The sequence below is a fragment of the Variovorax pasteuri genome (assembly GCF_051216435.1).
Lineage (GTDB): Bacteria > Pseudomonadota > Gammaproteobacteria > Burkholderiales > Burkholderiaceae_C > Variovorax.
Genome location: NZ_JBPJZS010000001.1, coordinates 315751 through 336363, shown reverse-complemented (window position 1 = coordinate 336363; position 20613 = coordinate 315751). Strand labels below are relative to the sequence as shown.

General features: G+C 67.1%; 25 protein-coding genes. 5 read left to right on the top strand and 20 right to left on the bottom strand.

Translation table 11 applies throughout. The annotated features are described in order from the left end of the window. Positions 1-294: 294 nt before the first annotated feature. Positions 295-918, bottom strand: a complete 624-nt coding sequence (locus ACSFBM_RS01545) for a phosphatase PAP2 family protein (protein WP_435482820.1) — start codon at positions 916-918, stop codon at positions 295-297. Positions 919-1052: 134 nt separating this feature from the next. Between ACSFBM_RS01545 and mscL the strand changes: the two genes are divergently transcribed. Then, positions 1053-1487 (top strand): large conductance mechanosensitive channel protein MscL, encoded by a 435-nt coding sequence (mscL, locus tag ACSFBM_RS01540; protein WP_435482819.1) that lies wholly within the window; start codon positions 1053-1055, stop codon positions 1485-1487. A gap of 119 nt (positions 1488-1606) precedes the next feature. Here mscL and pdxA read toward each other — a convergent pair whose 3' ends face one another. Genes pdxA through ACSFBM_RS01525 form a run of 3 tightly spaced genes read right to left on the bottom strand, consistent with a single transcriptional unit; the run spans position 1607 to position 4766 of the window. Next, entirely contained in the window at positions 1607-2647 is a 1041-nt protein-coding gene (gene pdxA / locus ACSFBM_RS01535; protein ID WP_435482818.1) for a 4-hydroxythreonine-4-phosphate dehydrogenase PdxA, read from the bottom strand. Next, positions 2644-3417, bottom strand: a complete 774-nt coding sequence (locus ACSFBM_RS01530) for a Nif3-like dinuclear metal center hexameric protein (RefSeq protein ID WP_435482817.1) — start codon at positions 3415-3417, stop codon at positions 2644-2646. The genes pdxA and ACSFBM_RS01530 overlap by 4 nt, the downstream gene beginning before the upstream one ends. Beyond that, positions 3414-4766, bottom strand: a complete 1353-nt coding sequence (locus ACSFBM_RS01525) for an MFS transporter (protein WP_435482816.1) — start codon at positions 4764-4766, stop codon at positions 3414-3416. The genes ACSFBM_RS01530 and ACSFBM_RS01525 overlap by 4 nt, the downstream gene beginning before the upstream one ends. A gap of 292 nt (positions 4767-5058) precedes the next feature. Between ACSFBM_RS01525 and ACSFBM_RS01520 the strand changes: the two genes are divergently transcribed. After that, complete coding sequence (locus ACSFBM_RS01520) at positions 5059-6219, top strand: trypsin-like peptidase domain-containing protein (protein ID WP_435482815.1); 1161 nt, start codon at positions 5059-5061, stop codon at positions 6217-6219. 30 nt (positions 6220-6249) lie between these two features. Here the strand turns inward: ACSFBM_RS01520 and tatC are convergent, their stop codons facing one another. From tatC to ACSFBM_RS01475, 9 genes are all read right to left on the bottom strand, one after another. Then, positions 6250-7059 carry a twin-arginine translocase subunit TatC gene (tatC, locus tag ACSFBM_RS01515; RefSeq protein WP_435441359.1) on the bottom strand — a complete coding sequence of 270 codons (810 nt, stop codon included), beginning with the start codon at positions 7057-7059 and terminating at the stop codon, positions 6250-6252. Between the two features lie 66 nt (positions 7060-7125). Beyond that, positions 7126-7596: a Sec-independent protein translocase protein TatB gene (gene tatB / locus ACSFBM_RS01510; protein WP_435441360.1), complete on the bottom strand. Its 471-nt coding sequence runs from the start codon at positions 7594-7596 to the stop codon at positions 7126-7128. Positions 7597-7609: 13 nt separating this feature from the next. Next, positions 7610-7852 (bottom strand): Sec-independent protein translocase subunit TatA, encoded by a 243-nt coding sequence (tatA, locus tag ACSFBM_RS01505; protein ID WP_116912174.1) that lies wholly within the window; start codon positions 7850-7852, stop codon positions 7610-7612. A 65-nt stretch (positions 7853-7917) separates the two neighbouring features. Next, the gene (locus tag ACSFBM_RS01500; RefSeq protein WP_435482814.1) at positions 7918-8277 is read right to left on the bottom strand and encodes a histidine triad nucleotide-binding protein; all 360 of its coding nucleotides are present in this window, start codon (positions 8275-8277) and stop codon (positions 7918-7920) included. Next, positions 8267-8656, bottom strand: a complete 390-nt coding sequence (locus ACSFBM_RS01495) for a DUF4870 family protein (protein WP_435482813.1) — start codon at positions 8654-8656, stop codon at positions 8267-8269. Before ACSFBM_RS01495 ends, ACSFBM_RS01500 begins: the two co-directional genes overlap by 11 nt. Positions 8657-8676: 20 nt before the next feature. Next, positions 8677-9075: a phosphoribosyl-ATP diphosphatase gene (locus ACSFBM_RS01490; RefSeq protein WP_435482812.1), complete on the bottom strand. Its 399-nt coding sequence runs from the start codon at positions 9073-9075 to the stop codon at positions 8677-8679. Next, complete coding sequence (hisI, locus tag ACSFBM_RS01485) at positions 9072-9461, bottom strand: phosphoribosyl-AMP cyclohydrolase (RefSeq protein WP_435441364.1); 390 nt, start codon at positions 9459-9461, stop codon at positions 9072-9074. Before hisI ends, ACSFBM_RS01490 begins: the two co-directional genes overlap by 4 nt. Positions 9462-9526: 65 nt before the next feature. Continuing rightward, positions 9527-10312, bottom strand: a complete 786-nt coding sequence (gene hisF / locus ACSFBM_RS01480) for an imidazole glycerol phosphate synthase subunit HisF (RefSeq protein WP_435482811.1) — start codon at positions 10310-10312, stop codon at positions 9527-9529. 31 nt (positions 10313-10343) lie between these two features. Beyond that, positions 10344-11177: a D-hexose-6-phosphate mutarotase gene (locus tag ACSFBM_RS01475; RefSeq protein WP_435482810.1), complete on the bottom strand. Its 834-nt coding sequence runs from the start codon at positions 11175-11177 to the stop codon at positions 10344-10346. A 144-nt stretch (positions 11178-11321) separates the two neighbouring features. On the opposite strand from ACSFBM_RS01475, the gene ACSFBM_RS01470 reads away from it, so the two are divergent. The 3 genes from ACSFBM_RS01470 to ACSFBM_RS01460 are packed head-to-tail and all read left to right on the top strand — an operon-like array spanning position 11322 to position 15033. Beyond that, positions 11322-12629 (top strand): dicarboxylate/amino acid:cation symporter, encoded by a 1308-nt coding sequence (locus ACSFBM_RS01470; RefSeq protein ID WP_435441367.1) that lies wholly within the window; start codon positions 11322-11324, stop codon positions 12627-12629. Positions 12630-12640: 11 nt separating this feature from the next. Then, complete coding sequence (locus ACSFBM_RS01465; protein WP_435482809.1) at positions 12641-13540, top strand: amino acid ABC transporter substrate-binding protein; 900 nt, start codon at positions 12641-12643, stop codon at positions 13538-13540. A gap of 53 nt (positions 13541-13593) precedes the next feature. Next, entirely contained in the window at positions 13594-15033 is a 1440-nt protein-coding gene (locus ACSFBM_RS01460; RefSeq protein WP_435482808.1) for a hypothetical protein, read from the top strand. A 12-nt stretch (positions 15034-15045) separates the two neighbouring features. Here ACSFBM_RS01460 and ACSFBM_RS01455 read toward each other — a convergent pair whose 3' ends face one another. From ACSFBM_RS01455 to ACSFBM_RS01425, 7 genes are all read right to left on the bottom strand, one after another. Next, positions 15046-16218 (bottom strand): AAA family ATPase, encoded by a 1173-nt coding sequence (locus tag ACSFBM_RS01455; RefSeq protein ID WP_435482807.1) that lies wholly within the window; start codon positions 16216-16218, stop codon positions 15046-15048. Between the two features lie 19 nt (positions 16219-16237). After that, positions 16238-16978 carry a 1-(5-phosphoribosyl)-5-[(5-phosphoribosylamino)methylideneamino]imidazole-4-carboxamide isomerase gene (gene hisA, locus ACSFBM_RS01450; RefSeq protein ID WP_435482806.1) on the bottom strand — a complete coding sequence of 247 codons (741 nt, stop codon included), beginning with the start codon at positions 16976-16978 and terminating at the stop codon, positions 16238-16240. 64 nt (positions 16979-17042) lie between these two features. Next, positions 17043-17699 (bottom strand): imidazole glycerol phosphate synthase subunit HisH, encoded by a 657-nt coding sequence (hisH, locus tag ACSFBM_RS01445; protein WP_435482805.1) that lies wholly within the window; start codon positions 17697-17699, stop codon positions 17043-17045. Positions 17700-17718: 19 nt separating this feature from the next. Beyond that, positions 17719-18336 (bottom strand): imidazoleglycerol-phosphate dehydratase HisB, encoded by a 618-nt coding sequence (hisB, locus tag ACSFBM_RS01440; protein ID WP_435482804.1) that lies wholly within the window; start codon positions 18334-18336, stop codon positions 17719-17721. Then, positions 18333-19424 (bottom strand): histidinol-phosphate transaminase, encoded by a 1092-nt coding sequence (gene hisC / locus ACSFBM_RS01435; protein WP_435482803.1) that lies wholly within the window; start codon positions 19422-19424, stop codon positions 18333-18335. Before hisC ends, hisB begins: the two co-directional genes overlap by 4 nt. Further along, on the bottom strand, positions 19421-19768 hold the full coding sequence (locus ACSFBM_RS01430) for a hypothetical protein (protein WP_435441375.1): 348 nt from the start codon (positions 19766-19768) through the stop codon (positions 19421-19423). The genes hisC and ACSFBM_RS01430 overlap by 4 nt, the downstream gene beginning before the upstream one ends. Before the next feature lie 5 nt (positions 19769-19773). Further along, on the bottom strand, positions 19774-20598 hold the full coding sequence (locus ACSFBM_RS01425; protein ID WP_435482802.1) for a hypothetical protein: 825 nt from the start codon (positions 20596-20598) through the stop codon (positions 19774-19776). Between the last annotated feature and the right edge of the window lie 15 nt (positions 20599-20613).

Genomic DNA, 20613 nt, shown 5'->3' with positions numbered 1-20613 from the left:
TTGTTGTTGCTAGTTGCAAGATATGTATCCATACAAGGCTATCGATGGACAACCTGTATGAGAGCGATGAGGCGAAACAGGGCTGGTTGACCCGGTTTCATTGGGCATATGCCCTGTAGAAGCCTTCTGGTGTTGAACGATGGCTTTAGTAGGCAACGTGGGGTACCCCACGGTCAATCACCGATTCCGGTGATTCCGCTGTCGCAAGCGGGCTACAACCTGACGTCAAAATGCCCCAGATTGATACATTTTGAAATGTTACAGAATCCTACTTCTTCACATTTCAACTGTTAATCAACGTCTTCGCAGGAGGTCGGCCCGGGTGAAAGGTCGCTCCAGATTGGCGAGCCGGGCGGCGATGATCTCGAGCGCCCCCTGGGTCGGCGCCGCGCGGCCATGCATGAGAACGGCCATGAGCGCCGCCACACCAAGCAGCATCCAGCGTGCGCCCCACGGCCGCGCAGGCGCGTGCCGCTGCAGCGCCAGGAACACCGCGCTCGCGAGCGTGCCCAGCAGTGCGCCAGCCACGACTTCGGAGTTCGAGTGCACTTCGAGCGCCAGCCGCGACACCCCAATGGCCATGGCCAGGCACCACCCGAAGGCTGCGGCAATGAGCCGCACGCGCACGGAAAAGCGCGACGCGGTCGCCCACAGCAACACCGGCCACACGCTGGTCGCCAGCGCGGTGTGGCCACTGAAGCCGGTGAAGTTGAGGGTGGCGCTGCCAATGCCCCATCCCATAAAGGCAATCTTTGACACCATGACGACAAGGCCGCAGGCGCCAAACAGCAGCACCCATTGCGCAGCGGCTGCGCGCGAGCCGGTGTCCACGAAAAGCCAGAGCGCAATGAGCAGCGCCGTGGGCAGCAAGAAGCCGCTGTCACCGAACCAGGTGAAGGCCTGCCAGAAACTGTGCATGGGTGAGGTCAGGAGACGGGGGAGAACGGGGGCGGGAGAGGCAACCCACACAGTGAGACGCGCATGCGCGCGAGGGTTCCGCAGGCATACTAGCGCCTCCCTCAACAAGCAAAGCTCAAGCAGCCATTTGAATCATGAGCATCCTCAGTGAATTCAAGGAATTTGCCGTCAAGGGCAATGTGATCGACCTCGCGGTGGGCGTGATCATCGGGGCCGCATTCGGCAAGATCGTCGACTCGCTCGTGGCCGACATCATCATGCCGATCGCCGGCCTGGTGTTCGGCAAGCTCGATTTCTCGAACCTCTTCGTGGTGCTTGGCACCGCACCGCCCGGCGTGGCGCACACGCTGGCAGACCTGAAGAAGGCCGGCGTGCCGGTGCTGGCGTATGGCAACTTCATCACCATCGCGGTCAACTTCGTGATCCTGGCTTTCATCATCTTCATGATGGTCAAGCAGATCAACCGCATGAAGCGCAACGACGAGCCGGCACCGGTGCCGGCACCCGCCACGCCCGAAGACGTGGTGCTGCTGCGCGAGATTCGCGACAGCCTCAAGCAACGCCCTTGAGCACGAAGGTGCCGTTCAGGCACCTTCATTCAAGCAAGCCGGGTGCCGTTCAGGCACCTTCCCCTCAAGCAAGCCGGGTGCCGCTCAGGCACCTTCCCTTCAAGCAAGCCGGGGGCCGTTCAGGCGCCCTTGAGCACCCTGGCCATGCGCAGCGCCTCCACAAGGCTGGCCGCATCGGCCCGCCCCGTGCCCGCAATGTCGAACGCGGTGCCGTGATCGGGGCTGGTGCGCACCAGCGGCAGGCCCAGCGTCACGTTCACGCCCTTCTCCACGCCCAGGTACTTGACCGGGATCAGGCCCTGGTCGTGGTACATCGCCACCACCACATCGAACTCGCCGCTGGCCGGCACACCCGCCTTGGCGCGCGCGCGCATGAAGACCGTGTCGGGCGCGTAGGGCCCGCGGGCGTCGATGCCTTCGGCGCGCGCGGCCTCGATGGCCGGCGCAATGATCTCGCGCTCTTCCGAGCCGAACAGGCCGCCCTCCCCCGCATGCGGGTTCAGGCCCGCCACGCCGATGCGCGGCGCGCGGCCCAGCGCTTGGGTCAGCGCCCGGTGCGTGATGCGCAGCGTGTCGAGCACGCCCTCGAAGCGCACGGCATCGATGGCGTTGCGCAGCGACATGTGGATGCTCACGAGCACGGTGCGCAGCTCGTCGTTGGCCAGCATCATGCGCACCGGCACCTCGGCCACGGTGCGCCCCAGGTGCGCGGCCGCCTCGGCCTGCAGCAGCTCGGTATGGCCGGGGTACGGAAAGCCGGCGGCCGACAGCGCCTCCTTGTGCAGCGGCGCGGTGACGATGGCGCCGATCTCGCCGCGCAGCGCGGCCCGCGCGGCCCACACCACGCATTCGCCCGCCACGCGGCCGGCCTCGGCGCTGATGCGGCCCTGTTCGATGTGCGACGGCGCAGCAATCACCTGCAGCACGGGAATGCAGCGCGGCGGCACGGTGGCGGCCTCGGCGACCGATTCGATCTCCAGCACCGGCCAGGCCGGGTGCCCCGGCGCGGCCAGCGCCTGCGAGGCGTGGCGCACGGTGCCCACGTCACCCGCGACGAAGGCGCCGCGCGTGGCCTCCGGCGCGTCGCGGAAGGCCTTGACGATGATCTCGGGGCCGATGCCCGCCGGGTCCCCCAGGGTGATGGCAATGGCGTGGTTCATGCGGGGTTGTCGATGTCGATGAATTCGTGCACCAGGCCGAGCTGCGCCGCCACGTGCCCGGCCACCGCCTGCGCGCCGTAGCGCTCCGTGGCGTGGTGCCCGCAGGCCAGGTAGGCAACGCCCATCTCGCGCGCGTAATGGGCCTGCGGCTCGGATATCTCGCCGGTGATGAAGGCGTCGGCCCCGGCTGCGATGGCGGCCTCGAAGTAGCCTTGCGCGCCGCCCGTGCACCACGCTATGTTTTTAATAGCGCGATGCGCAGTATCCACCAGCGTTACCGGCCTTTTCAGCACCGATTCGACGTGCGTAGCGAGCGTTCGGGCATCGGCAAAGCTGGCGCCGCTTTCCTGCGCGCCGAGAAAGCCGAGCTCCTGCTCGCCGAAGCGCCCGCCGGCGCCGGCATGCGCCACAAGCCCCAGCTGCAGCCCCAGCTGTGCGTTGTTGCCGAGCTCGGGGTGCGCGTCCAGTGGCAGGTGGTAGGCGAACAGGTTGACGTCGGCGCCCAACAGCAGGCCCAGGCGCTGCTTCATCCAGCCGGTGACGCAGCCGTCCTGGCCGCGCCAGAACAGGCCGTGGTGAACAAAGATGGCGTCGGCCTCGGCGTGGATCGCGGCCTCGATCAGCGCGCGGCTGGCGGTGACGCCCGAGACGATCTTGCGGACCACGGTGCGGCCCTCGACCTGCAGGCCGTTGGGTCCGTAGTCCTTGAAGCGGCCGGGGGCCAGCAGCAGGTCGAATGCGTGAAGCAGTTCGTGGCGGGTGGTGCTCATCGCGACATTGTCGCGCCGCCCTTAACTGCCGTGCCGTCGCGCATGGCATGGCCGCGCGCGGCCAGCGGCAGGAACGCCAGCAGGAAGCCCAGGCCCGCAAGCACCGCCACGTAGTGGGCGGGCGCCATCGTGTCGTGCTGCAGCCAGAGCGTGAGGATCACCGGCGTCAGCCCGCCGAACACCGCGTACGACATGTTGTAGGCGAACGAAAGCCCCGTGAAGCGCACCGGCGCCGGAAAGGCGCGCACCCCGGCGATCGGCACCGTGGCGATGGTGCCCACGAACAGGCCCACCAGGCCGTAGTGCCAGAACAGCGTGGCCGGCGTGCCGGGCAGTCCGCTGTAGAACAGGTACGCCGTGGCGAACAGGCCGCCCCAGCCGACCAGCATCACCGCGCGCGTGCCGAGGCGGTCGCTGGCCCAGCCGGTAAGCATGCAGCCCAGCGTGAGGGTCAGCGTGGCCAGCGCGTTGGCTTCCAGCGCCAACGCGGCGGGAATGTGGTGCACCTTCTGCAGGTAGGTGGGCGTGTACAGCACCACCACCACGATGGCGGCCGACAGCACCCAGGTCAGCAGCGCGACATACACGCAGGCCAGGCGGTGTTCGCGCAGCACGGTGCGCAGCGGCAGCTCGCGCGCCACGGTGCGGCGGCCGGCCAGCTCCTTGAACACTGGCGTTTCATGCAGAAAGCGGCGCAGGTAGACCGACACCAGCCCGAACACGCCGCCCAGGATGAACGGAATGCGCCAGGCAAAGTCGCTCACCTGCTCCGGCGAGTAGTGGCGGTTGATGGCCACGGCAATCAGCGAACCCAGCAGGATGCCGCCGGTGATGCCCGAGGTCAGCATGCCGATGCCGAAGCCGTAGCGGCGTGCGGGCACGTGCTCGCCCACGAACACCCAGGCGCCGGGCATTTCGCCGCCGATGGCCGCGCCCTGAAGCACGCGCATGGCCAGCAGCAGCAACGGCGCCGCGATACCGATGCTCGCGTAGATGGGCAGCAGGCCGATGACCAGCGTGGGCGCCGCCATCAGGAAGATCGACAGCGTGAACATGCGCTTGCGCCCGAACACGTCGCCGAAATGCGCAATGACGATGCCGCCCACCGGGCGCGCCAGGTAGCCGGCCGCGAAGATGCCGAAGGTCTGCAGCTGGCGCAGCCAGTCGGGCATGTCCACCGGGAAGAACAGCGCGCCCAGCACGGTGGCAAAGAACACGTAGATGACGAAGTCGTAGAACTCCAGCGTGCCGCCGAGGGCGGACAGGGCCAGGGTCTTGTAGTCGCTCGCGCCGAGCGTGCGGGCCGGTTGCGGCTGGGCGCCGTCCGGGAGGGTTGCTTGTGAAGTCATGGCTGGCAAGGAGGTCGTGGCCGCGCGCCCGCCCGTAGAGCGGATGAGAAACGGAACAATGGCGCGTGGACGAAATGCCTGGCCGCGTTCGCCGGGTGGGCGCCACGGGAGGCCTGAAAGCGCGGCCCGGTTCGGGCCGATGGGCGATGCTAAGTGTTAACCCTTGTTTCCGCAGCCGAGCCGCCCGAATCTCGACCGGGCAGCGCGGTCTCTGTCCCATGCGATTGGTGGACAATTGACAACATTGCTGCATCCCCAGGCAGCCTTCCACCGTCTTTCTCTCCAAGCTTTCATGAAACGCACCTGGCTGCTCTTTGCCCAAGCCGTGACCGTCCTGCTGGCGGCCTACTTCGTCGTTGCGACGCTCAAGCCCGAGTGGATCAACAAGCGCTCGACATCGCTGGGCGGCGTGGTGTCCATCGTGGAAGCGCCGGCGGGCGGCGCGGCCATCTCGGCACCCGGCAGCCTGAGCGTGCCGGCCAAGAAGGCCTCGCCCGCGGTGGTGAGCATCAACACCAGCAAGGCCGCTCAGCGCCACCCGCGCAGCAACGACCCCTGGTTCCGCTTCTTCTTCGGTGACCAGGACGACCAGCCCCAGGTGGGCCTGGGCAGCGGCGTGATCGTCAGCCCCGACGGCTACATCCTCACCAACAACCACGTGGTCGAGGGCGCCGACGAGATCGAGGTGACGCTGAACGACAGCCGCCACGCGCGCGGCAAGGTGATCGGCACCGACCCCGACACCGACCTGGCCGTATTGAAGATCGAGCTCGACAAGCTGCCCGTGATCGTGCTGGGCGACTCCGACGCGCTGCAGGTGGGCGACCAGGTGCTGGCCATCGGCAACCCCTTCGGCGTGGGCCAGACCGTGACCAGCGGCATCGTCTCGGCGCTGGGGCGCAACCAGCTCGGCATCAACAACTTCGAGAACTTCATCCAGACCGACGCGGCCATCAACCCCGGCAACTCGGGCGGTGCGCTGATCGACGTCAACGGCAACCTGCAGGGCATCAACACCGCGATCTATTCGCGCTCGGGCGGCAGCATGGGCATCGGCTTCGCCATTCCGGTGTCGATGGCCAAGATCGTGCTCGAGGGAATCGTCAAGGAAGGCCAGGTGCGCCGCGGCTGGATCGGCGTGGAGCCGAACGAACTTTCGCCCGAACTGGCCGAGACCTTCGGCGTGAAGGCGGATACGGGGGTGATCATCACCGGCGTGCTGCAGAACGGCCCGGCCGCCAAGGCCGGCATTCGCCCCGGCGACGTGATCATCGCGGTGGGCGAGAAGAAGACGGACAGCGTTCAGGCGCTGCTGACCGCGGTGGCGGGCCTGAAGCCCGGCAGCAGCTCACGGTTCGCGTTGCAGCGCGGCAGCGACAAGATGGAGCTGGATGTGACGCCGGGGCTGCGACCGAAGAGCCCCGTCAGGCAAGTGCCCAACCAGCCCGAATAAGGCCAGCCCTCGGGCCTTGCGCGCCGGAACTCAGCTGGACGCCGAGTCGGCGCTTTCCTCTTCTTCCGGTTTCTTGCCCGAGCTGGCGAAGTACTTGGCACCGAGGATGCCCACCTCGTACAGCAGGCACATCGGCACCGCCAACGCCAGCTGCGACACCACGTCGGGCGGCGTCAGCACGGCGGCCACGACGAACGCGACCACGATGAAGTAGCCGCGGAAGGACTTCAGCTTCTCGATGGTCACCATCTCGAAGCGCACCAGCAGCATCACCACGATCGGCACCTGGAAGGCCACGCCGAAGGCGATGTACAGCGACAGGATGGCCTCGACGTACGAGGAAATGTCGGGCGTCGCCTGCACCGCGGCTGGCGCAAAGCGCTGGATGAAGCTGAACATCTTGTCCAGCACGAACAGCTGCACGAAGGCGATGCCGCCGTAGGCCAGCAGGCTGCCGAAGAAGATCAGCGGCAGCGCGAACTTGCGCTCATGGCTGTAGAGCCCGGGCGCCACGAACATCCACGCCTGGTACATGAGCCAGGGCAGTGCCAGCAGCACGGCGGCCATCATCAGCACCTTCAGCGGCACGAAGAACGGCGAGAACACGCCGATGGCGATCAGCTTGGCGTCGTGCGGCATGTGCGCCTTGATCGGCATCGCGATGATGTCGATCAGCCCGCCGGGCCCCGGCCAGATGGACAGCAGGATGCCCGCGATGACCAGGCCGTAGACGCAATAGAGCAGGCGGTCGCGAAGCTCGACCAGGTGAGCCACGAACGGCTGTTCGGTGCCCGCCAGCTCGTCTTCTTTGTCGTTGTTCTTGTTGTCGGAATCGGCCATTGGAAAAGAAGATAGCGTGACGTCGGCCGGCGTGCGGCGCTCGGGGAACGCGGTGGTGGGGGTGCGCTAGTTGATCTTGTTGATCGTGTGCGGGCGGAAGCGGGCGACCCGTGCCGCACCCGACAGCGCCTTGGTGCGCACGCCGTTGCGCGACTTGTACCACTGCGGTGTGGCGCCCTGCTTCAGGCGCCAGTTCTTGCGCGGGTGCCGGTACTCCGGCGGCGGTGGCGGCTCGGGTTCGGCCAGCGCCGAGAGTGTTTCACCCGAACCGCTGAACTGCTTTTCGAAGTCGCTCGCACCGGTGTGGATGCTGTGCTCGACGTCGCGCGCCGCATCCTCCACGGTGGTCTTCATCTTGCGGAGCTCGTCGAGCTCCATCGAGCGGTTGACTTCGGACTTGACGTCGTTCACGTAGCGCTGCGCCTTGCCGAGCAGGGTGCCCACGGTGCGTGCCACGCGCGGCAGCTTTTCCGGACCGATGACGATCAGCGCCACGACGCCGATCAGCGCCAGCTTCTCGATACCGAGGTCGAACACGTGCGGTCCGCGCTCAGGACTTCTGACGCGCTTCGACGTCGATGGTCGACTTGTCGTTGACCGGCTGGCCGGTCACTTGCTGGGCGGGTGCCGAAGTGCCGGCGGGCGCATCGGCGCTGCCGTCCTTCATGCCGTCCTTGAAGCCCTTGACGGCGCCGCCAAGGTCGGAGCCCATGTTGCGCAGCTTCTTGGTGCCGAAGATCATGACCACGACGAGCAGCACGATCAGCCAGTGCCAGATGGAAAAAGAACCCATGGAGAACTCCTAAGAATGTGTCCGATTTTAGTCGGGCGAAATGTGACAGTTTGGCTTAAGCGTACTCAGCCGCGAAGCCATGGCCGGGGACCGCCCATGACATGGACATGGAGATGGTGAACCTCCTGCCCGCCCTCGTTGCCGGTGTTGACGACCACCCGGAAACCGCCATCCGGATAGGGCTTGCAGCCCTGCTCCAGCGCCAGCCGGGGCGCCAGGGTCATGATCTTGCCCATGAGCGCCGCGTCGTCGGGCGTGAGCTGCGCCATCGACGCGATGTGCTTCTTGGGCACCACCATGAAATGCACCGGCGCCCACGGCGCGATGTCGTGAAAGGCGAACAGGTCGTCGTCTTCGTAGACCTTGCGCGAGGGGATCTTGCCTTCGACGATCTTGCAGAAGACGCAGTTCGGGTCAGATGACATCTTTGGGTTCCATGGGGCGGCTGTCGTTCATTCGGATCATGCCTTTCACGATCCGGTACAGGAACCACAGCGAAATCAGGCTCCAGGCGATCCAGCCCGGAACGAAAAAGAGCAGCCAGAGCCACGAGGTCACGATGTAGAGCAACCCGGCCCACAGCACCGAGCGGATGCGCCAGCTGAAATGCGACGCCTGCCAGGTGCCTGCGGCGTCGTCGCGCTTGACGAAATCGATCACCAGCGCGATCAGCAGGAGCAGCACCGACGCCTGCGCCCCCGGCACGACGGCGCCGATGGCCACGATCAGGTGCAGGATGTAGCTGACCCAGCCCCAGGTCTTGAGGGAGTCGTCGGGTTCCACGTTCACGATGTCGTTGGCCATGAGGGATGTCCTTTCAACCGTTAACCGTTGCCAGCTTCGCGGGCCTGCACCTTGCGCAGCGCCTTTTCCTCGATGCCGCTGGTGCCCTCGCGGCGCTCGAGCTCCGCGGTGACGTCGGCAGGCGAAAAACCGTAGTGCGCCAGCGCCACCATGGTGTGGAACCACAGGTCGGCCACTTCGTTCACTATTTTCGAGCGGTCGCCGCCGTGGTCGGCGTCCTTGGCGGCCATCACGACCTCGGTGGCTTCCTCGCCGATCTTCTTGAGGAAAGCGTCGGGGCCCTTGTGCAGCAGCCGGGCGGCGTAGCTTTTTTCGGGGTCGCCGCCGTTCGCGGGCAGGCGGCTTTCGATGACGGCGGCCAGGCGTGCCAGGGCGTCGACGGACGAGGAGGGGCTGGGGGTGTTCACCGTGGCCGTCATTTGTAGATCGATTCCGGGTCTTTCAAGACGGGTTCGACCACCGTCCACTGGCCCTTGTCGTACTTGCTGAAGAAGCAGCTGTGGCGCCCGGTGTGGCAGGCGATGCCGGGCTCGTGGCCGAGCTGGGTGACCTTGAGCAGAACCACGTCGTTGTCGCAGTCCAGCCGGATCTCGTGCACGGTCTGCACATGGCCCGACTCCTCGCCCTTGAACCACAGCTTGTTGCGCGAGCGGCTGAAATACACCGCACGGCCCAGCTCGGCGGTCTTTTCGAGCGCCTCGCGGTTCATCCAGGCGAACATCAGCACGTCGTTGCTGCCCTGTTCCTGCGCGATGACCGGCACCAGGCCGTTCGCGTCCCACTTCACTTCATCGAGCCATTTCATCGCGGTATTGTCAGGGATAGAAAAAGACCCTTGAGGGGCGTTCGAACGGCCCCCCGGGGGGGCGCTCAGCGGTCGATCCGCACGGGTATGCCCCGCGCGGCCATGCGGGCCTTGGCCTCGCCCACCGTGTGCTCGCCGTAGTGGAAGATGCTGGCCGCCAGCACCGCGTCGGCGCCGCCGGTCTGGATGCCGTCGGCCAGGTCGTCCAGGCTGCCCACGCCGCCCGAGGCGATCACCGGCACGCTGACGGCATTGCTCACCGCGCGGGTCAGCTCCAGGTCGAAGCCGCTCTTGGTGCCGTCGCGGTCCATGCTGGTCAGCAGGATCTCGCCGGCGCCGCGGCGCGCCATCTCGGTGGCCCACTCGACGGCATCCAGGCCGGTGTTCTTGCGCCCGCCGTGGCTGTACACGTCCCAGCCCGCGCCGCGCGTGGCGGCCTCTTCGGGGCTGCGGCGCTTGGCGTCGATGGCGACCACGATGCACTGCGAGCCGTACTTCTGCGAGGCGTCGTCGATCACGTTCGGGTCGGCGATGGCGGCGGAGTTGAAGCTGGTCTTGTCGGCGCCCGCGTTGAGCAGCCGGCGCACGTCGGCCACGGTGCGTACGCCGCCGCCCACGGTCAGCGGAATGAAGACCTGCGAAGCCACCGCTTCGATGATCGGCAGGATCAGGTCGCGGCCGTCGCTGGTGGCGGTGATGTCGAGGAAGGTGAGCTCGTCGGCGCCCTGCGCGTTGTAGCGTGCGGCGATCTCGACCGGATCGCCCGCGTCGCGCAGTTCGAGGAAGTTGACACCCTTGACGACACGGCCGCCGGTGACGTCGAGGCAGGGAATGATGCGTTTGGCAAGCATGGGGTGGACCAGGAAGGAAGCAGAGAAAGAATCAGAGAACGCGCAGCTGTTGCCAGCCCTGCCATTGGGCGCCGGGCGCGAGCAGCACGGGCTCGTCGATGCGGGCGGCCTCCACGCACAGCATATGGCGGAACCCGTCCGCGGGCATGTCGGCGAGTTTCGCACCGAGCACCGCGCCGGGGTTCCACACCACCGTTTCGCTGCAGCTCGCGCTTTGCGAGATTTCGAGCTTGCCGCCCGGCTGCACCAGCCGCAGCGGCTGGGCGGGTGCGGCATACACGCTGTCGAACTCTGCATCGAAATGCAACGCCGCCGCGGTTTCCACGTGGCGGTCGTCGCGCAGCGAATCCCAGCGGTTGGCACCCTGCAGGCCTTCCAGCCGCACATTGGCGATGTCGTCCACACGCAGGTAGGTGTGCAGTGCCGCAGCAAAGGTCCAGGGCGCGCGGTCGATGTTGACCAGCGTGAGCGCCGTGCGCAGCTGGCCGCGCGACAGGGTGGCCTCGAGCCGTGCCTCGAAAGCGTGCGGCCAGAGCTTGCGGGTGGCTTCGGCGTCGCGCAGCGTCAGCCGCAGCGTGTCGGGCGCGTCCGACGGCTCGTGCTTCCAAGGCAAATTGCGCATGAATCCATGCTTGGGCAACATGCCGCGCTGGTTGAACTGGGGGCAGCAAACGGGCACGCCGCCGCGGATGGCGGTGTGCCCGTCGAACACCGCCGAAGGGCTCAGGTAAAGCCTTTCCACCCCGTCGCCCGCCGTCCAGGAGAGCACTTGCGCGCCATGCAAGGCGACGGTGAGGGTGCTTTCATCGGGGCCTGTGGCGCGCAGTGCGGGCTGGCCGCGAAACTCGATCGGGGTGATTTCCATGGCGAGAATTGTAGGCAGCGCCCGCGCCGTGGCACGGAACTGGCATCTCGGGCCATTGCGCGCACGGGGCCTTCTTGGATACCCTGTGACCGCTTCAGTCCCGTGCTCGAAAAAATCACTCTCACACGACAAAAGGGGATACGCATGAAGAAAAAGCTGCCGATGGCCGCCTGGATCCTGATCGCCATGGTGCTCGGCATCATCGTGGGCTACATGATCTTCACGAGCTTCCCGGACAAGAAAGCCGCCAAGGAGATCGCCGACTACGTCTCCATCGTCTCGGACGTGTTCCTGCGCCTGATCAAGATGCTGATCGGCCCGCTGGTGTTCTCCACCCTGGTGGTGGGCATCGCGCACATGGGCGACGCCAAGTCGGTCGGCCGGGTGTTCGGCAAGGCCATCGGCTGGTTCCTGACCGCCTCGCTGATCTCGCTGGTCATCGGCCTGATCATGGCCAACCTGCTCAAGCCCGGCGAGAACCTGGGCCTGCCGCTGCCCGACATCGGCGCCTCGGCCAACCTGGCCACCTCCAAGTTCACGCTGAAAGACTTCGTGAGCCACACGGTGCCCAAGTCGTTCGTGGAAGCCATGGCCAACAACGAGATCCTGCAGATCGTGGTGTTCTCGATGTTCTTCGGCGTGGCGCTCGCCTCGCTGGGCGACAAGGCCAAGACGCTGGTGGCGGCCATCGAGGAGCTTTCGCACGCCATGCTCAAGATCACGGGCTACGTGATGAAGCTCGCGCCGCTCGCGGTGCTGGCCGCCATGGCCGCCACGGTGGCCGTCAACGGGCTGGGCATCCTGCTGAAGTTCGCGGTGTTCATGGGCGACTTCTACCTCGGCCTGTTCGTGCTGTGGAGCGTGCTGGTGCTGGCGGGCTTCCTGTTCCTGGGGCCGCGCGTGTTCAAGCTGCTGGTGCTCATCAAGGAGGCCTTCCTGCTGTCCTTTGCCACCGCCAGTTCGGAAGCCGCGTATCCGAAGATCCTGCAGGCGCTCGACCGTTTCGGCGTGAAGCGCAAGATCTCCAGCTTCGTGATGCCCATGGGCTATTCGTTCAATCTGGACGGCTCCATGATGTATTGCACCTTCGCCGTGCTGTTCATCGCGCAGGCCTACAACATCCACATGCCGATCAGCACGCAGGTCACGATGCTGCTGATCCTGATGCTCACCTCCAAGGGCATGGCCGGCGTGCCGCGCGCCTCGCTGGTGGTGATTGCCGCCACGCTGAACCACTTCGACATTCCCGAGGCCGGCCTGCTGCTGATCCTGGGTGTGGACACCTTCCTCGACATGGGCCGCTCGGCCACCAACGCGGTGGGCAACTCCATCGCCACCGCGGTGGTCGCCAAGTGGGAAGGCGAGCTGCTCTCCGAAAGCGACGCCGAGGTCAACGCCCGGGCCATCGACGAGGAAGCCAACGCCACCCTCGCCCACCCGGCGCACGCGTGAGCAGGCACGCCATGAAGCGCATCGGCACGCTTGCATCCGCCGGCGCCGCGTTGCTCGCGGCCCTGGTGCTGGCGGTTCCCGCTCAGGCGCAGGAGCTCACCGGCACGCTGGCCAAGGCGCGCTCCACAGGCGCCATCACCCTCGGCTACCGCGAGTCGTCGGTGCCCTTCTCGTACCTCAATGCGCGCAAGGAACCCATCGGCTACTCCATCGAGCTCTGCCGCTCGCTGGTGAGCTCCATCGAGGACGCGGTGAACAAGAGCCTCACCATCAAGTGGGTGCCCGTGACCTCGGACTCGCGCATCGACGCGGTCGCCAGCGGCAAGGTCGACCTGGAGTGCGGCTCCACCACCAACAACCTCGAGCGGCAGAAGCGCGTGAGCTTCTCGCCCACCATGTTCGTCTCGGGCACCAAGGTGCTGGTGAAGAAGGGCTCGCCGATCAAGTCGTTCCGCGACCTGGCCGGCAAGAAGGTGGCCGTGACGGCCGGCACCACCAACGAGAAGACGCTGCGCGAGCTGTCGGAAAAGTTCAAGCTCGGCATCAACCTGATCGTGACGCCCGACCATGCGGAGTCCTTCGGGCTGGTGAAGAGCGGCCAGGCCGACGCCTTCGCCACCGACGACGTGCTGCTCTACGGCCTGATCGCCCAGGACGCTGCCAAGGCGAACTACGAGGTGGTCGGCGACTTTCTCTCCTACGACCCCTACGGGATCATGTACCGCAAGGACGACGCGCAGCTCAACAAGCTGGTCGTCGACGCCTTCCAGGTGCTGGCGGAAGACGGCGAGATCGAGCGGCAGTACAAGCGCTGGTTCCTGCGCAAGCTGCCCTCGGGGGAAAGCCTCAACCTGCCGATGAGCGCGCAGCTGGAAACGATCATCCAGACGATGTCGGTGAAGGCCGAGTAGCCCAGAGCGCGACAGGGGCTGCCGCCCCGGGCCGTGTGCAACACTGCGGCCCGATGCCACCCAGCCCCGACACGCCACCCCTCGCCGACCTGCTCGCCCTCGACCGCCGATGCGAGGCCACCTGGCAGGCGCTGAGCGACACCCTTGAGGGGCACCTGCGCACCGGGCGCCTCGAGGAAGCCCTTGCGCTGGCGCGTGCCGTTCCGCCCGACGACGCTGCGCTGGCCTGCCGGGACCACACGTTCCTGTTCTGGGCCGCTATCGCCGAAGCCACGGCTGGCGACACGCCCGCGGCACTGGCCCACGTGCAGAACGCGTACCGGCACGGCTACCGCGCCTTCTGGGACTTTGCCGCCCACCGGGTGCCGGAAGACGAAAGCAGCGCCCTCAAGCGCCCGCTGCATGCCGACGCGCAGCTCCAGGCCTGGGTCGACTCGGTGTTCGACGGCACCGTGGGCGACTGGGGCATGGACCCGCGGCGCACACCCTTCTGCTGGTTCGAGCAGGGCCCGCTCACGCTCACCAAGGCGCGCTGCGCCATCGGCAACACGCTGCTGCACAAGGGTGCGCCGGTCTACAGGTTCAGGTTCTTCAACGGCTCCTTCGACATTCCCACCGAGTTCGTCGTGGCCGACGTCGAAGCCTTCGACAACGACCCCGCCGCCACGGCCAACCGCCAGAACTACCAGGCCCGCAGCTACACCCTGCAAGCGCATGCGTTCAAGGTCGGCTATGCGCATCCGCGCGTCCATGCCTTCTGGCGCACGCTGGACAGCTTCGACCTCGACGCCACGCTGGCGCTCATTGCAGAGCCGCCGCTGCACGAACTGCACCGGGGCACCGGCGGTGAGTTCGTCAACCTGCTGCATGCGCTGGTGCAATGCGGCCACCTCGACGCCATCGTGCACCGCCTGCCCACATTGCCTGCGCACATGGCGCTGTTGCTGATGTGCTTCGATGCTCCCGACATCCGGGCTCGCGCGGCCGCCCACCTGGGCCTGCCCGAACTGCCGGCGCTGTTCGAACTGGCGCTCACGCCTTGTGCGCGCAAGAGCCCGGCCGACGTCTGTCGGCTGATCGACTTCGGCGCCCGGCATCCGAAGTTCCGGCGGCTGCTGGCCACGGTGCTGGCGCGCTACGCGCTGCACAGCTACGACAACTACAACCCGGGCATCAACTGGTTCTTCCAGGCCTTCGCGGGCTTTGCGCTCGCACGCGGCGGCGGCCTGCTCGACTTTCTGGTGACCGAACCCGAGCTGCTGCCGGTGCTGCACCGCATGAAGACGCAGGCGGTGTGCGACGACCACGGCAACGACCTGCCTGCGCTGCATCGCACCCTGGTGCTGAACATGGCGTGGAGCGGCCACCCCGACCTGGCGGACTGGCGCGCCGTGCCGGCCACCATGCCGGACCGCACGCGCTTCGCGGCCTCGCACCGCAAGACCGAAGGCGTGATCGCCAGCGCGGCCTTCCGGGCGCTGGCGCGCGCCTGAGACGGACACGCCCTAGCGCGCGGGCCACTCCCAGCGCGGGATCTCGCTCATGTCCAGGTTGGCGATACGCGTTTCGCCGAACTGCTTGTCGAGCACCACCGATTTCAGGTCGTCGCTGTCTTCCAGCGCCGCGATCAGCCGCGCGGCATGCGACACCACGATCACCTGCGACTGGCGCGCCGCCTGCGCGATGAGGCGGCCGAGCGCGGGCAGCAGGTCGGGGTGCAGGCTGGTCTCGGGCTCGTTGAGCACCAGCAGCGCGGGCGCGCGGGGCGTGAGCAGGGCCGCGATCCACAACAGGTAGCGCAGGGTGCCGTCGGACAGCTCGGCGGCGGTCAGGGGCCGCAGCAGGCCGTGCTGGTGCATCAGCGTCTCGAAGCGGTCGCCAGCCACCTGCACTTCGACGCGGGCTCCCGGAAAGGCGTCGTCCACGGCACGGTCCAGCGCTTCGCCGTCGCCGATCTCGCGGATGGTCTGCAGCGCCGCGGCCAGGTCGGCGCCGTCGTCGGCCAGCACGGGCGTGTAGGTTCCCAGCTGCGGCTGGCGCGCGGGCGCCTCGGCATCGGAACGGAAATGGTCGTAGAAGCGCCAGGAGCGCATCTGCTCGCGCAGCGTGAGCATCTCGGGCGCGTCGCGCGGGTCGGCGTGCTCGGTCATCATGCTGGCGAAGGCGGGCATCGGCCGGCCAACGGCCTGCCAACCCTTGCCGTCGCGCAGGCGCAGCGCGCCGCCCTTGCGGTCGACCAGTTGTGTGGAGGGGCGCAGCAGCGGGCCGCTCCAGATGGCCTCGTGCTTGATCTGCGGGTCGCGCGAAAAAGCCGTCGACGGAATCGGCGCCGGCAGGCCGATGTCGATGGCGTAGCCGAAATCTTCACTCTGGACACCGGCGAAGCCCAGCTTCAGCGCCACCGGCTCGCTGCGCGTGGTGCCTTGCACGGGCACCTCGCCACGCAGCATGGCCGCCGAGAACCGCTCGGGCCCGGCCCACAGCGTGGAAGACAGGCCGCCTTCGCGCACCAGCGAGCGGATCACGCCGCCATTGGCAATGTCGGCCAGCAGCCGCATCGCCCGGTATACGCTCGATTTGCCGCTGCCGTTGGCCCCGGTCACCACCGTGAGCCGGCCCAGCGGCACCGTCAGCTGGCGCAGCGAGCGGTAGTTGGCAATGGCGAGCGCGGAGAGCACGCGCTGCGCGGTTAAGGCGTCAGGCCGCCAGTTCGTCCGCGCGGGCTTGCGCCGCGGCGAAATCGAGGTCGCCCGAATAGATGGCGCGGCCGCAGATGACGCCCTCGATGCCATCGGACTCGACGGCGCAGAGGTTGTCGATGTCCAGCATGTTCGACAGGCCGCCCGAGGCGATCACCGGAATGGTCAGCGCCCGCGCCAGCTTGACGGTGGCTTCGATGTTGATGCCCGAGAGCATGCCGTCGCGGCCGATGTCGGTGTAGATGATCGACTCGACGCCGTAGTCCTCGAATTTCTTGCCCAGGTCGGCCACCTCGTGGCCCGTGAGCTTGCTCCAGCCGTCGGTGGCAACCTTGCCGTCCTTGGCGTCCAGGCCCACGATGATGTGGCCGCCGAAGGCGCTGCAGGCATCCTTCAGGAAGCCCGGGTTCTTGACCGCGGCGGTGCCGATGATCACGTAGCGCAGGCCGTCGTCGATGTAGCGCTCGATGGTGTCGAGGTCGCGAATGCCGCCGCCCAGCTGCACCGGAATGTCGTCGCCGACTTCCTGCAGGATCGCCTTGATGGCTGCGTGGTTCTGCGGCTTGCCGGCGAAGGCTCCGTTCAGGTCGACCAGGTGCAGCCGGCGCGCGCCGGCCGTGACCCACTTACGGGCCATGGCGGCGGGGTCTTCGCTGAAGACGGTGGACTGGTCCATGTCGCCCTGCTTGAGGCGAACGCAGTGGCCGTCCTTGAGATCAATGGCGGGAATGAGGAGCATGGAAGTGACGCGAGTGTGCGGAGTCCGGGCTGTGGGAGGTTCGGCCCGGACAGGAAAAAAACGTTCAGGGGTTCCAGTGGAGGAAGTTGCGATAGAGCTGCAACCCATGGTCCGCACTCTTCTCCGGGTGGAACTGGGTGGCAAAAATATTATCGCGTGCAATGGCTGCGGTAAAGCTCGTGCCGTAATCCGCTTCGCCCACGCTGTGCCTGGGGTCGACCGGGCAGGCGTAGAAGCTGTGCACGAAGTAGAAGTAGCTGTCGTCGGGCACGCCCGCCCACACGGCGTGCGGCTGGGCCTGGCGCACCTGGTTCCAGCCCATCTGCGGCACCTTGAAGCGGCTGCCGTCGGGCTGCAGGCGACCGGCCAGGTCGAACTTGACGACCTCGCCCGGAATGAGGCCCAGGCCGTCGGTCGGGCCTTCGTGGCTGCGCGACAGCATCATCTGCATGCCCACGCACACGCCGAACAGCGGCTTGCTGGCGGCCGCTTCGAGCACCGACTCCTGAAGGCCGGACTCGCGCAGTTCGCGCATGCAGTCGGGCATGGCGCCCTGCCCCGGCAGCACCACGCGGGTGGCCTTTCGGACCACGTCGGGGTCGGAGGTGACGAACACTTCCACGCCCACCTGGTCGGCCGCATGGCGCACGGCCTGCGACACGGAATGCAGGTTGCCCATGCCGTAGTCGACGACGGCAACGGTATTTGCTACAGATTTCATAGCTGATGGACGAACGCGTTCAGAGCGAGCCCTTGGTCGAGGGAATGACGCCGACGGAACGCGGATCGAGCTCGAGCGCGCCGCGCATGGCGCGCGCGAAGGCCTTGAACACGGTCTCGCACTGGTGGTGCGCATTGACGCCCTTGAGGTTGTCGATGTGCAGCGTGACGAAGGCGTGGTTCACGAAGCCCTGGAAGAACTCGTAGGTGAGCTGGCTGTCGAAGGTGCCGATCATCCCGCTGGTGAACGGCACGTGCATCACGAGGCCCGGGCGGCCCGAGAAGTCGATGACCACGCGGCTCAGCGCTTCGTCCAGCGGCACGTAGGCATGGCCGTAGCGGCGGATGCCCTTCTTGTCGCCGATGGCCTTGGCCACGGCCTGGCCGAAGGTGATGCCCACGTCCTCCACCGTGTGGTGGCCGTCGATGTGCAGGTCGCCCTGGCAATCGATGTCGAGGTCGATCAGCCCGTGCCGGGCGATCTGGTCGAGCATGTGGTCGAAGAAACCGATGCCGGTCGAGAGCTTGGACTTGCCGGTGCCGTCGAGGTTGACGCTGACGGTGATCTTGGTTTCCGCGGTGTTGCGGGTGACAGACGCGATGCGCTCGCCGCTGTCCTGGGAGGTGGGGGTGGTCATAGTGAGGCTTCGAGTGCCGCGAGCATGCGCGCATTCTCGTCGGCGGTTCCGACGGTGAGGCGCAGGCAGTTGGCGAGCAGTTCGTGCATTTTAGAAACGTTCTTCACCAGCACCCCGCGCGCCTTCATGCCCTCGAAGGTCCTGGTGGCATCGGGCACGCGCAAAAGGATCATGTTGGCGTCGCTGGGCCAGGTCTTCACGCCGGGCAGGCGGCCGAGCCCGGTCATCAGTCGCTCGCGCTCCTCGCGGATCTGCCGGGCCTGGGCCTCGAACACCTCGGCGTGTTCCAGCGCGAACAGCGCGCACTCGCAGTTGAGCACGCTGATGTTGTAGGGCGGGCGCACCTTGTCGATCTCGGCGATCAGCGCGGCCGGCCCCATCAGGTAGCCCAGGCGGATGCCGGCCAGGCCGAACTTGCTGAGCGTGCGCATCAGCAGCACATGGCCGTGCGCCGCGAGCCGGTCGATGTAGCTTTTGGCGGCGAACGGCTGGTAGGCCTCATCGATCACCACCAGGCCGCGCTGCGCGCCCTGGGCCTGGACGATCTTCTCGATGACGGCGTCGTCCCAGAGGTTGGCGGTCGGGTTGTTCGGGTAGGCCAGGTAGACGATGGCGGGCTTCTCGCGCGCGACGGCGGCCAGCATGGCGGCCTCGTCGAGCTCGAAATCGGCCGTGAGCGGCACGCCGACGAACCTCAGGCCCTGCAGCTGCGCGCTCATGGCATACATCACGAAGCCGGGCAGCGGCGCCAGCACCGTGGCGCCGGGCTGGTCGCAGGCGATGTCGAGCAGCGAAATCAGCTCGTCGGAGCCGTTGCCCAGCATCAGGGAGAAGCCTTCGGGCATCTGCGCATGGGCGGCAAGCGCACGCTGCAGGTGGGCGCCGCGTTCGCCCGGATACCGGTTGAGCGCCAGCGCGCCGAGCCGCGCGCCCAGCTCGGCCTGCAGCGCGGGCGGCAGGCCGAAGGGGTTTTCCATCGCGTCGAGCTTGATGAAGCCGCTGGCGTCCTGGACCGCATAGGCATGCATGGCCCGCACGTCGTTGCGGATACGGTCGAGCGGGGAGCGGGCGGATTCTGGAACGGTCATCGGGTGCAGCGGTAGCTGTTTTTCAGGGCGCCGGCCATGACCAGTTGAACGGGCATGTCGGCTTCATAGCTGTCGGCGTTGCGGCTCAGCTCGGTCTGGTAGAGCGAACGGGCCATGGCGGGTTCGAGGCGGCGGCCCTCGACGCAGAACACGGGCGCCTGCCCGTTGCGCTGCGAAGCCTCGACGCCTTCGCGCAGGCCTTCGAGCACGCCGACCAGGTAGTAGCTGGCGTAGGCCTTGCCGTCCTTCTCGCTGGCTTCGAGCGTGCGCAGTTCGCGGATGCTCATGGCCTGCGCGCCGGCGGCGGCCACCAGCGCGAAAAGCAGGAAAGCGGCCCGCTTCATCGGCATCATTTGCGGTAGCGCGGCGCCGGCGCATAGGCGCCGTCGGCCGGAAAGGCGCTGGGCTGCGACGGCGTGGCGTCACGGCGCTGGCGGCGGGGAGCGTCTTTTTCTTCGAGCTCGAACAGCGCGGCGCCGATCACGCCGATGTTGCGCACGTCGCCGGCGTCGGTGTTCGCGGCATAGGCACGGCCCGGCGCGGCAAAGCGGAAGGCTGCGACTTCGTTCTGGCTCTTGCGGAAACCCTCGATGGTCAAGGCCTGCAACGGGCGCAGCACGTAGCCGCCGTTGCGCAGGCTGCCGGGCTTGCCGTTCAGCACGTCGAGCCCGTCGACCGTGGCGATGACCTCGTAGCTGCGCTCGCCGAGGTTGCGAAAGCGCAAGGTGTAGCGCGAGCCCTGGACGCCGGCCAGGCGGAACATGTCTTCTGCGCCTGCGCCACGTCGCGCGCGCTGCAGCGGCAGGGGCTGGCCGTCTTCGTCGAGCACCGACCATTCGATGTCGCCGTCGGCCAGCATCAGGCTCAGTCGGCGTTCCGGGTTGTTGCCCACCGCGCGGCGCACGGCCGATGCTTCGTTGTAGCCGAGCGAAGCCACGTCGTCCGGCTGGGCGGACAGGCGCCTGGTGACGACCGCCTGCGTCTTCGACTCGCGGCCCTCGCCCCACTGCGTGCCGAGCTGCGGCGCAGGTGCAGCGCTGGGTGTTGCGTTGGTGGCCGGCGAGTCGCTGATCACTTGCCGCGGCATCTGGCTGCACGCAGCCAGCAAGGCGGCGCCCGCGACGAGCCCCGCGGCGAATCTGAACAGACGCGAACGACAGAGACGGTCAATCATCTTGCTTGCTCCTCC